General features: G+C 69.7%; 11 protein-coding genes and 1 pseudogene. 4 read left to right on the forward strand and 8 right to left on the reverse strand.

All coding sequences use genetic code 11. The annotated features are described in order from the left end of the window. The 7 genes and pseudogenes from HND91_RS22970 to HND91_RS20915 all read right to left on the reverse strand — a co-directional run. Window positions 1-128 (reverse strand): annotated as a pseudogene (locus HND91_RS22970) (sugar phosphate isomerase/epimerase); the annotation flags it as partial. Between the two features lie 304 nt (window positions 129-432). Continuing rightward, window positions 433-1,374 (reverse strand): ABC transporter substrate-binding protein, encoded by a 942-nt coding sequence (locus HND91_RS20890; protein ID WP_181708548.1) that lies wholly within the window; start codon window positions 1,372-1,374, stop codon window positions 433-435. 104 nt (window positions 1,375-1,478) lie between these two features. Further along, window positions 1,479-2,486, reverse strand: a complete 1,008-nt coding sequence (locus HND91_RS20895) for an ABC transporter permease (protein WP_181708549.1) — start codon at window positions 2,484-2,486, stop codon at window positions 1,479-1,481. A gap of 10 nt (window positions 2,487-2,496) precedes the next feature. Beyond that, a complete protein-coding gene (locus tag HND91_RS20900) occupies window positions 2,497-4,005 on the reverse strand; it encodes a sugar ABC transporter ATP-binding protein (RefSeq protein ID WP_181708550.1) in 1,509 nt (502 codons plus the stop codon). A 95-nt stretch (window positions 4,006-4,100) separates the two neighbouring features. After that, window positions 4,101-4,688, reverse strand: coding sequence for a DJ-1/PfpI family protein (locus tag HND91_RS20905; RefSeq protein ID WP_181708551.1), 588 nt, complete (start codon window positions 4,686-4,688; stop codon window positions 4,101-4,103). A gap of 79 nt (window positions 4,689-4,767) precedes the next feature. Further along, window positions 4,768-5,670, reverse strand: a complete 903-nt coding sequence (locus HND91_RS20910) for a substrate-binding domain-containing protein (protein ID WP_425485514.1) — start codon at window positions 5,668-5,670, stop codon at window positions 4,768-4,770. A 311-nt stretch (window positions 5,671-5,981) separates the two neighbouring features. After that, the gene (locus tag HND91_RS20915; RefSeq protein WP_181708553.1) at window positions 5,982-6,692 is read right to left on the reverse strand and encodes a GntR family transcriptional regulator; all 711 of its coding nucleotides are present in this window, start codon (window positions 6,690-6,692) and stop codon (window positions 5,982-5,984) included. Window positions 6,693-6,778: 86 nt separating this feature from the next. Here HND91_RS20915 and HND91_RS20920 point away from each other — a divergent pair, with 86 nt between their 5' ends. The 4 genes from HND91_RS20920 to HND91_RS20935 all read left to right on the forward strand — a co-directional run bounded on the left by HND91_RS20920 (window position 6,779) and on the right by HND91_RS20935 (window position 11,420). After that, a complete protein-coding gene (locus tag HND91_RS20920) occupies window positions 6,779-7,816 on the forward strand; it encodes an Ldh family oxidoreductase (RefSeq protein ID WP_181708554.1) in 1,038 nt (345 codons plus the stop codon). After that, window positions 7,813-9,039: an iron-containing alcohol dehydrogenase gene (locus tag HND91_RS20925; protein WP_181708555.1), complete on the forward strand. Its 1,227-nt coding sequence runs from the start codon at window positions 7,813-7,815 to the stop codon at window positions 9,037-9,039. Before HND91_RS20920 ends, HND91_RS20925 begins: the two co-directional genes overlap by 4 nt. Before the next feature lie 68 nt (window positions 9,040-9,107). After that, a complete protein-coding gene (locus HND91_RS20930) occupies window positions 9,108-10,574 on the forward strand; it encodes an NAD-dependent succinate-semialdehyde dehydrogenase (RefSeq protein WP_181708601.1) in 1,467 nt (488 codons plus the stop codon). A gap of 24 nt (window positions 10,575-10,598) precedes the next feature. Further along, on the forward strand, window positions 10,599-11,420 hold the full coding sequence (locus HND91_RS20935) for an alpha/beta hydrolase fold domain-containing protein (protein WP_181708556.1): 822 nt from the start codon (window positions 10,599-10,601) through the stop codon (window positions 11,418-11,420). Between the two features lie 232 nt (window positions 11,421-11,652). On the opposite strand, the gene HND91_RS20940 is transcribed toward HND91_RS20935, so the two are convergent. Then, complete coding sequence (locus tag HND91_RS20940) at window positions 11,653-12,777, reverse strand: cache domain-containing protein (protein ID WP_181708557.1); 1,125 nt, start codon at window positions 12,775-12,777, stop codon at window positions 11,653-11,655. Between the last annotated feature and the right edge of the window lie 10 nt (window positions 12,778-12,787).

Genomic DNA, 12,787 nt, shown 5'->3' on the forward strand with positions numbered 1-12,787 from the left:
GTGGGGATCTGGACGCCCTTGAAGCCGAGGCCGGCCGCCCAGCCGCAGATCGCGTCGAGCGAGTTGAACGGCGGGTTGTCGCCGGCGAACTGGGCCAGGAAGATGGCCGGTCCCTTGATCGTCTTCATGAGCGTGAACTCCTCCCGGGGAGTGCCGGATTCGTGGGGCGGGCCGCATCTCCGGCCAAAACCGAGCCTGCAAGGACCTGCCCGAAGCGACAGGGACCAGGGAGGCGCGACGGAGGGCCGGCTGCCGCACCGGGCTGCGCTTTCGGAACCGGGCGGCTCGGTCCGACCCGAAGCGGTCGGGTCCGGTGACGGACCGAGCTTGTCGGCGCCCGGTCCGCCGCAGAGGCGCTCAAGGCGGCCGCCGCCCGCCAGGTCCGATGCGAAAATGGGACGGCCGCGCCGCCTCGGCGGCGCGGACCGATCGTCAGAACGGGCTGTCCGGGAAGTAGTATTCGGCCGCGTTGTCCTTGGTGACCAGCGGGGCCGCCAGGATGTAGCTGCCGCGCACCGGCACCTGGTCGTAGAGACCGGCGGCGGTGAGGTCCATGGCGGTCGCGATCATGGACGGCGGATAGAGCACGTCCACCGGAATCATGGTGTCCCCGTCCATCACGCGCTTGATCATGTCCTTCATGCCGGCGCCGCCGACGACGAACTTGATGTCGCTGCGGCCGGCCTGCTGGATGGCCTCCAGAACGCCGACGGCCATGTCGTCGTCCTGGCACCAGACGGCGTCGATGGTCGGGTGCTTGGTCAGGAAGTCCTGCATCACCTTGAAGGCGTCGTCGCGGGACCAGTTGCCGTACTGGCTGTCCAGCACCTTGATGCCCGACCCTTCGATCGCCGCGTTGAAGGCCGCGACACGCTGTTCGTCAATCACGATCGGCAGGCCGCGGATGACGACGATCTGCCCCTCGCCGAGCTTCTCCTTCATGTACTCGCCGGCGACGCGCCCGAGTTCCGGATTGTTGCCGGCGACGTAGAGGTCCTGGATGGCCGGATCGGAGAGGGCTCGGTCGACGACGGTGACGAACACGCCGCTCTCCTTGACCCGGCGGACCGGATCGGTCAGCTCGTCCGAATTGTGGGGCAGCGTCACGAGAGCGTCGATGCCCTGGGCGGTGAGGTCCTCGAGCGCGTTGGCCTGGGAGGCTCCGTCCGGCGAGGTCTTCAGGATGATCTTCAGGCCGGGATAGCGCGCCTCGAGCGAGGCCTTCTCGCGTTCGGCGTGGTAGACGACGCCTCCGGTCCAGCCGTGGTCGGCCGCCGGAATGGACACCGCCATGGTGACCGACTTGTCCTGTGCCGCCGCGGCGCCGGCGACGAGCGCGCCCGCGGTCGCAAGGCCCAACATAAGCATGCGCATTGACTGCTCCTCCAGATGCGAAGCCTGTTCCTCCCAGCCGGCGGGTGGCTTCCTCCCGCCGGCGTTTCTGACGGTGCCGGCTCGCGACCGGCCCATCGCCAGGCTCAGGCCCGGCGCATCATCGAGCGCTGGACCAGCATGGCGATGATGATGATCGCCCCCTGGACCGCGCCGATCAGGTATTCGGAGACGAGATCCGACAGCACCATGATGTTGCCGACGACCTCCAGGATTAGGGCGCCGCAGAGCGTGCCCCAGACCCGCCCGGTTCCGCCGCGCAGCGCCGTGCCGCCGATCACCACGGCCGTGATGGCCTGAAGCTCCCAGAGGAGGCCGGTGGTGGGCGTGGCGGCGCCGAGGCGCGGCACGTAGACGAGAACCGCGATGGCGACGCAGACGCCCTGGACCACGTAGGTCAGCGTCCGGACCCGGCCGACCGGGATGCCCGAGTAGCGCGCCACGTCCTCGTTGGAGCCGACCGCCAGCACGTGCCGGCCGAAGCGGGTCTTGTAGAGGATGAAGGCCGCGACCGCCGCGACGGCCAGGAAGACGAGCACCGGGATCGGAATGCCAGCGACCGTGCCGAAATAGACCGGCCGGTAGACCGCGCGCAGCTCCTGGTCCTTCATGGCGATCGAACCGCCCTCGGCGAGCCAGATGACGAGCGCGCGGAAGATGCCCATGGTGCCGAGCGTCACGATGAACGGTTCTATTCGGCCGACGGTGGTCACAAGCCCGTTGGCGAGGCCGCAGGCGGCGCCGATGCCGAGCGCGATCACCATCGAGAGGGCGATCACGCCGACCGACGCCTCGCTGCCCATGCTGTTCATGACCAGGATCATGGAGCCGGCGATGAAAGCCGCCATGGAGCCGACCGACAGGTCGAGGCCGCCGGCCGCGATGACGAAGGTCGCCCCGACCGCAATGATGGCGATGAAGGCGCAGCGCGTCAGCACGTTGATCAGGTTGGCGGCCGACACGAAGTTGGGGTTGAGCAGCGCGCCGAACACCAGGAGGACGGCCAGCGCGATGAAGGGAGCGGCCGTCCGGAGGTCGATGCGGAAGCCCGGCCTAGCGGGACGGGCGAGGGTCGTCTCTGATGCGTTGGTCATCTGATGTCCTTCAGGCGGCTTCGGCGGCGACGCCGGTGGCCAGCACCACGATGTCGGATTCGGTCATGCGATCGCCCGCCACTTCCCCGACGATGCGGCCCGCGCGCATGACGGCGACCCGGTGCGCCACGCCGATCAGTTCCTGGAGTTCGGAGGAAATGACGATGACGGCCTTGCCGTCGGCGGCGAGCTTGGCGACGAAGCGGTAGATCTCGGCCTTGGTGCCGATGTCGATGCCGCGGGTCGGCTCGTCGATGACGACGATCTCCGGCTCGATCAGCATGGACTTGGCGAGGAGGAGTTTCTGCTGGTTGCCGCCGGACAACTGTCCGGCGTTGATGTCCCGCCGGCGCGTGCGGATGTCGAAGGCGGCGATCGCCCGGTCGAGCGCGGACCATTCCCGCGCCTTGTCGAGCAGGAAGCCGCGCCGGAACCGATCGAGCGCCGACAGGGTCAGGTTCGTGCGCAGGTCCTGCCCGACCAGGAGGCCCTTGCCCTTCCGATCCTCGGACAGGTAGACGATGCCGGCCCGCATGCTGTCGGCCACGGTCCGGAACCGGACCGGCTCGCCCTTCACCCTGACCTCGCCGGACGAGGGCCGAAGCCCGAGCACGCCTTCCAGCAGTTCGGTCCGGCCGGCGCCGATCAGGCCACCGAAGCCCAGGATCTCGCCCTTGCGCAGATGGAAGGACGCGTTCTGGACGAAGCCCGGGACGCTGACGTCGCGCACCTCCAGGACGATCGGCGCGTCGGGCGGCGGCGGGGCCGAGACCGGGTAGAGATTGGCCATGTCGCGGCCGACCATCAGCCGGGCCATGTCGACCGGCTCCAGCTGGTCGCAGCGGTGATGGGCGACCAGGCGGCCGTCGCGCAGCACGGTGACCACGTCGGCGATCGCCTTCACCTCCGGCAGCCGGTGCGAGATGTAGAGCACCGCCACGCCGCGCGCCCTGAGGCCGCGGATCACGTCGAACAGCGCATCCGCCTCGACGGGCGTCAGCGACGCGGTCGGTTCGTCGAAGATGACGACCCGGTGCTCGACGGCGAGCGCCCGGGCGATCTGGACGAGCTGGCGCTGGGCGATGGAGAGGCGGTCGACGGTGGTGGTCGGGTCGATGTCCGCGCCGAGTTCGCGGACGGCGGCCGCGGCCTCCCGGTTCATGACCGCGTCGTCGACCACGAAACCGCGACGCTTCTCACGGCCGAGGAAGATGTTCTCGGCGACGCTGAGGTGCGGGGCGAGCAGGATTTCCTGGTGGACGAGGACGATGCCGCGGTGCTCGGCGTCGACCGGGCCGCGGAACACGCAGGGCGCGCCGTCGATGGCGACGGTTCCCTTGGTTGGCTCCAGATGGCCCGACAGGAGACGCATTAGCGTCGACTTGCCGGCCCCGTTCTCGCCGATGACGGCGTGGACCTCCCCGGCCCGAAGCACCAGGTCGATGCCGCTCAGCACCTCCACGGGGCCGAAGGAGCGGTGGAGGCCGCGTCCCTCCAGAACGATGTTGCCGGACGTCATGGGTCTTCCTCCGCGGTCGGCACAGGGGCGACCGATTGGGCGGGCGGGGAGCGCCCCGCGCGGGACCGCTCCCCTCCGTTCGCCGCGCGGGTCGGTCAGCTGTGGCGGATCTCGGTGCCGAGCACCTTCAGGCATTCGCGCATGAAGGCCGCGAGCGCCGTCCACCCCTTGGCGGACACCATGGTGCCGTCCACGAAAGCCTCGGTCGGCGACAGGTCGACGTAGGTGCCGCCGGCGAGCGTCACTTCCGGCTCGCAGGCCGCCAGGGCGGCGACCTTCTTGCCGCGGACGGCGCCTTCGACGGCGATCAGGATCTGGACACCGTGGCAGATGGTGAAGATCGGCTTCTGGCGGTCGACGAAGTGGCGGACCATGGCCTGGATGCGCTTGTCGGTCCGGATGTATTCCGGGCCGCGTCCGCCGGCGCAGTAGACGGCGTCGTAGGCGTCGAGGTCGACTTCCGAGAAGGTCTTGTTGATGACGAAGTTGTGCCCGAGCTTCTCCGTGTAGGTCTGGTGACCCTCGAAGTCGTGCAGCGACGTCGCGATGATGTCGCCGGCCCGCTTGTCGGGACAGACCACATGCACGGTGTGGCCGACGGCCTCCATGCCCTGCTGGAAGACGAAGATCTCGTATTCCTCGGTGAACTCGCCCGTGAGCATCAGGATTTTCTTGCCCGGCATTGGCGTGCAGCCTTCTTCTGGTATGGGGGATCTGGATGTCGCCGGGCGCGACCTGCGCCCGGCGGCAGGATGCGACGGATCAGAACGGAGATTCCGGGAAGTAGTATTCCTTCGCGTTCTCCTGGGTGATCAGCGGCGCGTCGAGCTTCACCGTGCCGCGGATCGGCGCCTGTCCGTTGAACTGGGCGGCCGTCATGTAGATGGCGGTCTTGATCATGGACGGCGGGTAGGGAGTCTCGATCGGCGTGACCGGATCGCCGGCCATCACCTTCTCGATGATCTCCTTCATGCCGTTGCCGCCGAGCGCGTATTTGATCTCGGTCCGGCCGGACTGCTTCATGGCCTCCAGGACGCCGAGCAGCATGTCGTCGTCGTTCGCCCAGACCGCGTCGATCTGCGGATACTTGGCGAGGAAGTCCTGCATCACCTTGAAGGCGTCGTCGCTGTTCCAGTTGGCGTACTGGATGTCGAGGATCTTCAGGTCCGTGCCCTTGATGCCGTCCTCGAAGCCCTTGATGCGCTCGTCGTCGATCACCGTCGGGATGCCGCGCAGGACCACCAGGTTGCCCTTGCCGCCGAGCTTGTCGACCAGGAACTTCGCGGTGGTGTGGCCGACCGCGATGTTGTCACCGGCGAGATAGAGGTCCTGGATGGTGGGGTCGGTCAGGCCGCGGTCCACCACGGTGATGAAGGTGCCGTTGTCCTTTATCTGCTTGACCGGCGAGGTCAGCTCCTCGGAGCTGTGCGGCAGGATGACGAGAGCATCCATGCCGCGTCCCGCGGCGATGTCCTCGATGGCGCTCACCTGGGCGCTCGCCGACGGCGACGTCTTGACGATCACCTCGATGTTCGGGAACGCCGCCTTGATTTCCTCCGCGGCGGCGTTGGCATGGTAGACCACGCCGGCGGTCCAGCCATGGTCGGCCGCCGGGATCGATACGGCGATGACCTTCTTCTCCTGCGCGACGGCGACGCCGCCCATGAGAAGCGAGCCCGCGACGGCGGCCAATACTGTTGCTGATGACTTCATGAACGTCCTCCCGAAATGTCGGACCTTGGTTCTCGCGTCCCGCGGGGTCCGGCCGCGGGGCTGTTCAGGACGCGACCGCCTCCTCGCGGTCGTGTTGGGCTCGGCAAGGCGGCGGACGGGCGCCGGATCGGCACGGCCGTACCGTTCGGAGCCACGGTCCTCCCGGTGCTCCGTCGCCAAATCTTGAGACTTGCCCGGACGCCAAGCGGCGGGACCCTGGCCGGACCGCGCTCCTCCGCGAGCCCGGGGTCGGAGCCGCCGGGCTAGTCGAAGGCCGGCAGCAGGCGGTCCCTCGACCGCTCGATGTGCCGGCGCATGGCCTGCTCCGCCGCCTGCTCGTCCCGGTTCTCGAAGGCGGCCAGGATGGCGTCGTGCTCGTCGAGCGCCTCCTCGGTCACCCGCGTGTGGAACATCAGGCGGAAGATGTGGAAGTGGGTGTGCTGGTGGGCGAGCGTCTCCCGAATGAGCTCGTTGCCGGCAATCGCCAGGATCGTGTCGTGGAAGACCGCGTCCTGGCGGGCGAAAGTGGAATAGCGGGCGCGCTCGTCGGCAGCGTCCGGCTGCATCATCACGCCCGCCGTGCCCCGGAGCGCGGCAAGGCCGTCCGCGTCGATCCGGTGGGCGGTCCGGCGGGTCGCGTCCGGCTCCAGCAGCAGCCGGAGCTCATAAAGTTCGTCGAACCGGCGGCGGGTGATCTGGGGGGCGGCGCTGTAGCCGACCAGATGGGTCTTCACGACCAGACCTTCGCCTTCGAGGCGCCCCAGCGCTTCCCGGATCGGGGTTTGTGAAACGTTCAACTCCCGCACAAGATTATCGACCGTGATCCGTGAGCCCGGCGCAATCCTGAGGGCCATCAACTGCGAGAAGATCGCATCGTAGACTTCCTCGGCGAGCCCACTCGACCTCTGAATCGGACCAACAGCGGCATCCGCTCCTATCTTCCCGTGAGATCTATGCGAACCCGTGCTACGCATGACTTTGCCCCTTGACACCAACCATCCGTATCATGATGCTCGCATATGTTCAATCCTATATCGTATAGGATATCGGGAGGCGGGTCGTGAGGGTGACCGAACCAGAAGCGCGCGACCTGGCCGTACGGCTTCTTCGCCAGCGCGGCGTGCCCGACCGGGCGGCATCGATCCAGGCCGACGTCCTGGTCGAGGCGGAGCTGAGGGGACATCCGTCGCACGGCCTTCAGCGTCTGCCGCGCCTTCTCCTGCGCATCGAGCGCGGCCTTGCCGATCCGGTCGCCGAGGGCGCGTTCAGCTGGCGGTCCGACGCGGTCCTGGATGGGGACGGGTGCAAGGGACTGGGCCCCGTGGTGGCGTTCGCGGCCATCGATCGCCTGCTGGAGCGGGTCGAGCGGACAGGGGTGGCCGTCGCCGCCATCCGGAACGCCCAGCACCTCGGCATGCTCGCCCGCTACGTGGAGGCGATCGCCACGACAGGCCGGATCGGCATCGCCATGTCGTCCAGCGAGGCGCTGGTGCATCCGCACGGCGGCACGCGGCGAATGCTGGGCACGAACCCGATCGCTATCGCGGTGCCGTCGGCTGGCGGCACGCCGCTGGTGGTCGATCTCGCCACGAGCGAAGTGTCGATGGGCAAGGTCCACCATCACGCGTCCGTCGGAAAACCGCTGCAGCCCGGCTGGGCCATGGACGCGGACGGCCGCCCGACGACGGATGCGGCCCGCGCGCGCGACGGCGCGATCGCGCCCTTCGGGCAGGCGAAGGGCTACGCCCTCGGGCTCGCCATCGAGCTGATCGTCGCGGCGCTCGCCGGAACGCCGTTCGCGCCGCAGATCCGCGGCACGCTGGACGCGGATGCCGACTGCAACAAGGGCGATGTCTTCCTGGTGCTCGACACCGACCAGTCTCCGGACCTCGCCGCGCGCATCGCCGATTACCTCGACCTCGTCCGCGCGTCGCCGCCGGAACGCGCCGACCGCCCGGTCGGGGTCCCGGGCGACGGAGCGCGCGCGCGGCGGAGCGCGTCCCTGGCGAACGGATTCGAGGTGGACCCGCAGCTCTGGGCCACGCTCACGGACCTTCAACACGATCAAACCAACAGCCGACGGGAAACGCCATCATGAGCCTCTTCGCAGCCCTCCGCCTTCCGCGGGAAATCCTGTTCGGCAAGGGTCAGCGGGCCGCCCTCGGCACCGTCGCCGCCCGGCTGGGATCGCGCGCCCTGATCTGCACGGACGCTCGGTTCGCCGGGACCGCCGTGTTCGGCGAGCTCGTCGCCGACCTTCGCGAGAACGGCGTCGAGGTTCACGTCTTCGCCGACGTGGAGCCGGACGTGCCGCGCGACAGCGTCGCTATCTGCGCCGACCAAGCGAGGGATTTCGGGCCCGACATGGTGATCGGCATCGGCGGCGGCAGCTGCCTCGACATGGCCAAATGCGCGGCGCTGCTCCTCAGCCACGGCGGCCGGATCCAGGACTATTACGGCGAGTTCAAGGTGCCCGGGCCGGCGCTCCCGGTGATCGCGGTGCCGACCACGGCCGGCACGGGATCGGAAGCGACGCCGGTGGCGGTCATCTCCGACCCGGACCGGACGCTGAAGGTGGGCATCTCCAGCCCGCACCTGATCCCGGCCGCCGCCATTTGCGATCCCGACCTGACGCTCACCTGCCCGCCCGGCCTGACCGCCATCGCGGGTGCCGACGCGCTGACCCACGCCATCGAGGCGTTCACGGCCGTCCGCAAGGAGGCGACGGCGGCCCTGCCGCAGCGCCACGTCTTCATCGGCAAGAGCGCGCTCACCGACCACTTCGCCCTCCTGGCGATCCGGCTCCTCGGGCGCAGCCTGGAGGCGGCCTGCCGGAACGGTTCGGACGAGACGGCGCGGGCCGACGTCATGATGGGCGCCCTGGCGGCGGGCTGCGCCTTCGGCACGGCCGGGACCGCCGCCGCCCACGCGATCCAGTATCCGGCGGGCGCGCTGACCCATACGCCGCACGGTCTCGGTGTCGCGACGCTCATGCCCTACGTGATGGCCTACAACCGGTTCGCCGCGGCGGCGGAACTCGCCGAGGTGGCCGACGCGCTTGGGCTCGACACGGCCGGACTGGCCGCGGAGGCCAAGGCGGACGCGGCCATCCAGGAGGTGTCGCGCCTGTTCGCCGCCATCGGCATCACGCCGACACTGAGGGACCTTGGCCTGCCGGAAGACAAGATCGCCTGGACCGCCGAGCAGGCGGTCGGGATCGACCGCCTCGTCAAGAACAACCCGCGGCCCATCGACGGCGACGCCATGGCCCGCCTCGTCGGCGCCGCCTGGCGCGGCGACCTGCCGACCGCCGCCGTCTGATCTGTCCGCTTCTCACCTCGTTCGGGATGCTTCACATGACTCCTTCGCTTCAGTCCGCCGCCGCGACCATGGACGCCGGCTCCGGCTCCGGCCCCGACCTTTCGGCGCACGCGCGCGGCCTTTTCATCGGCGGCGCCTGGCGCGACGGTGAGACCGGCGGCCGGATCGCAGTCGTCGACCCGTCCACCGAGGCGGTGCTCGCCCATGTTCCGGACGCGACGGTCGCCGACGCGGTCGCCGCCGTGGACGCCGCGGCCGCCGCGGCGCCCGCCTGGGCGGCGACGCCGCCCCGGCGCCGGTCGGAAATCCTCCGCCGCTGCTTCGAACTGATGGTGGAGCGGGCCGACGCGCTGGCGACGCTGATCTCGCTGGAGAACGGCAAGGCGCTGCGCGACGCGCGCGGCGAGGTCGCCTACGCGGCCGAGTTCTTCCGGTGGAACGCCGAGGAGGCCGTCCGGATCTCGGGCGACTTCGCCGTCGCGCCGGCCGGCACCAACCGCATCGTGGTCGACTACCAGCCGATCGGCATCGCCGTGCTGATCACGCCCTGGAACTTCCCCGCCGCCATGGCGACCCGGAAGATCGCCCCGGCGCTCGCGGCAGGATGCACCGTGGTGCTGAAGCCCGCCAGCGAGACGCCGCTCACCGCCTACGCGCTGGCTGATCTCTACGCGGAAGCCGGCGTTCCGGCCGGCGTCGTGAACGTGATCACGACCTCCACGCCCGGCCCGGTCACGGCCGCCATGCTGGGCGATCCGCGCGTGCGCAAGCTGTCGTTCACCGGCTCGACGGGCGTCGGCCGCATCCTGCTCGCCGAGGCGGCCAAGAGCGTGATCAGCTGTTCCATGGAGCTCGGCGGCAACGCCCCCGTGATCGTGTTCGACGACGCGGACCTCGACGTGGCGATCGAGGGCGTGATGCTGGCGAAGATGCGCAACGCCGGCGAAGCCTGCACGGCGGCGAACCGGATCTACGTGCAGTCCGGCATCCACGACGCCTTCGTGGCGCGGCTGACGGAGCGCATGACCGCATTGAAGGTCGGCCCCGGCGTCGATCCGTCGACGGAGTGCGGCCCGATGATCACGCCGGCCGCGGTGGCCAAGATCGGCCGGCTGGTGGAGGACGCCAAGCAGCGGGGCGGCACGGTCCTGTGCGGAGGAACGGTCGCCGGCGGCACGGGCTACTTCTATCCGCCCACGGTGATCACCGACGTCGCGCCGGACGCCGCCATGGCTCACGAGGAGATCTTCGGCCCCGTCGCGCCCGTCAGCCGCTTCGACACCGAAGACGAGGTGGTGGCCCGGGCCAACGACACCGAGTATGGATTGGCGGCCTATGTGTTCACCCGCGACATCGGCCGGGGACTGCGCGTGTCGAGCCGCCTGGAAGCAGGGATGATCGGGCTCAACCGCGGGCTCGTCTCCGACCCGGCGGCTCCGTTCGGCGGCGTGAAGCAGAGCGGCCTCGGCCGCGAGGGCGGGCATCACGGCGTCCTGGAATTCCTGGAGCCGAAATACGTCGCCGTCACGTTCTGACGGCGGGCCTGGAGGGAGGCGGCGGTGCAGACAGATCCGTTCCGGACCCGCGACCACGTCGCCGGCTTCGACGACTACCTGGCTGCCTACGCCGCCCTCAGCCGCGAGACGCGCGCCAGCCTGCCCATGGTGGCGGACGTCGCATACGGCGACGGTCCCGAGGAGAAGCTCGATCTCTTCCTGCCCGATTCCAGCGACGGCGCGCGCCCCGTACACCTTTTCGTCCATGGCGGCTACTGGCGGATGTTCTCCAAGGAGGACTTCTCGTTCGTGGCCCGCACCGTCACGGCGGCCGGCGCGATCGCCGCCGTGATGGACTATGCGCTGATGCCGAACGTCAGGATGGCGACGATCGTCGATCAGGTTCGCCGGGCGGCGACTTGGCTGCACGCGAACACCGGCCTCTACGGCGGCGATCCGGACCGGCTGACCGTCGGCGGCCATTCCGCGGGCGCCCACCTCTGCACCTTCCTCCTCCGGGCCGGCAAGGCGGCGCCGCCGGTTCGGGGCGCCTTCCTCCTGAGCGGCGTCTACGACCTCGCGCCGCTGCAAGCGTCCTTCCTGGCGCCGCTGATCGCACTCACGGACGAGGAAGTTCGAAGCTTCACGCCGCTCACGCAGAGCCACGCCACGGGCGCGGCGGTCCACATCCTGGTCGGCGACGAGGAGACGGCGCCCTTTCACGATCAGGCCGCTGCGCTGGACGAGCGGCTCGCGCGGGACGGCCTCCACGTGACGAGGACCCTGCTTGCCCGGACCAACCACATGAGCGCCGTCCTGAACCTCTCCGATCCGGACACGGATGCCGGACGGTCACTCAGCGGTCTGATCACCGGATCGGCGTAGCGCGTATCGGCGCGATCCGGCGATCCGGATGCCGACCGGCCATGGCGTTCGCGCTCCGCCTCGTCCACTGTCCGGGTTCGCGGGCGTCTTGATGGAGATCGGCGCGCCCTTTGTGCCAAGCCTGCTCGGGTGCGACACGGACGGCGAACCCCGCCGTCCTCGCCCTCTGCCTCGGCAGGGTCGGACGAGAGGTGGCTGGCGCCGCGAGACGGGGCGAAAAGCACCCGTGCGGCTACCGCTGGATCGGGAGCGCATCGGCCTTGCGCGCCCGGGACGTCTCCGCTCGCATCACGGTCGACTGGAGACGGGTCAGCGCGTCGCTGAGGCGCGCGGCCTCCTCATAGCGGGTCTCCTCGTGCGGTGGTTTCAGCAGTCCGTCGCCGAGCGTCGCCTCGGCGGCGGTCACCAGCCGGCGAAGCGGCGTCGTCACGAGCCGTGCCCCGAGGGCGAGCAAGCCAAGGGCCGCGATCGCCCCGGCGCCCAGCGTGATCCAGAACGACCTGACCAGTTCCCGCGTCGGCTGCAGCGCGGCCTGCACGTCCTGGCGGATCAGGAGCGACCACCCGAAGCTCGGCAGGTCCTCGTGACCGATCGTCGGCGCCGTCACGGTCACATAATCCTTGCCGTCCGGCCAGCGCTCGTCCAACACGCTCATGGTCGCCCGGCTGGCGGCGGCCACGGAGCCGATCGTCAGCGTCTTGTCGACGAGATCCGGCGGGCCGAGCAGGACCGTGCCGTCCCTGGAGACGAGGATCACGTCGATCCCGGGCGCCTGCAGGGACGCCACGTTGTCGGCCACCCAGCGCCAATCCAGGTGAGCACCGATCACGCCGCTCACCGCGCCATCCGGGCCGGTGACCGGAGCGGCGAAATCGATGAAGCGCCAGGGCTCGTTCGTGGCCGGCAGCAGCTTGGCGAGCAGCAGCGCCTCATGCACGTCGATCGCGGTCGGCCCTGTCAGGCCGCGGCGGAACCAGGGCCGCTCGGCCACCGTGGCGCCTTCCAGCATGCCGGCGGTCGCGGCGGTGACGCGCCCCTCCGTGTCGGCGAAGCCGATCCAGGAATAACGCCGGTCGAGCCGGCTCACCATGTCGATCTGCCGACGCGCGTCCGGAATGTCCCCGGTCGACACCACCCGCGACAGCGCCTCCACCTCCTGCCAGAGTTGGTGCAGCCGCCTGGCGAGGAGGTTGGCGCTGAGATCGCCGCGCACTTTCAGCGTCTCCACCGTCATGGCCTCCGCCCGTCGCTGGAGGGCGCCGGTGTAGATGGTGCCGGCGATGACGGCCGGCACCAGGAGAAGCGCGGCTCCTCCCAGAAAGATCAGCGTGGACAGGCTCAGGCGTCGTCCGGCCATGGCGGTCTCC

Origin of the sequence: Chthonobacter rhizosphaerae, from assembly GCF_013839525.1 — a bacterium.
Taxonomy (GTDB): domain Bacteria; phylum Pseudomonadota; class Alphaproteobacteria; order Rhizobiales; family Pleomorphomonadaceae; genus Chthonobacter; species Chthonobacter rhizosphaerae.

Excerpts from the sequence above, each read along its gene's own strand:
- HND91_RS20890 (WP_181708548.1), bottom strand. The coding sequence starts at position 1,374 with ATGCGCATGCTTATGTTGGGCCTTGCGACCGCGGGCGCGCTCGTCGCC.
- HND91_RS20895 (WP_181708549.1), bottom strand. The coding sequence starts at position 2,486 with ATGACCAACGCATCAGAGACGACCCTCGCCCGTCCCGCTAGGCCGGGC.
- HND91_RS20900 (WP_181708550.1), bottom strand. The coding sequence starts at position 4,005 with ATGACGTCCGGCAACATCGTTCTGGAGGGACGCGGCCTCCACCGCTCC.
- HND91_RS20905 (WP_181708551.1), bottom strand. The coding sequence starts at position 4,688 with ATGCCGGGCAAGAAAATCCTGATGCTCACGGGCGAGTTCACCGAGGAA.
- HND91_RS20910 (WP_425485514.1), bottom strand. The coding sequence starts at position 5,670 with ATGGGCGGCGTCGCCGTCGCGCAGGAGAAGAAGGTCATCGCCGTATCG.
- HND91_RS20915 (WP_181708553.1), bottom strand. The coding sequence starts at position 6,692 with ATGCGTAGCACGGGTTCGCATAGATCTCACGGGAAGATAGGAGCGGAT.
- HND91_RS20925 (WP_181708555.1), top strand. The coding sequence starts at position 7,813 with ATGAGCCTCTTCGCAGCCCTCCGCCTTCCGCGGGAAATCCTGTTCGGC.
- HND91_RS20930 (WP_181708601.1), top strand. The coding sequence starts at position 9,108 with ATGGACGCCGGCTCCGGCTCCGGCCCCGACCTTTCGGCGCACGCGCGC.
- HND91_RS20940 (WP_181708557.1), bottom strand. The coding sequence starts at position 12,777 with ATGGCCGGACGACGCCTGAGCCTGTCCACGCTGATCTTTCTGGGAGGA.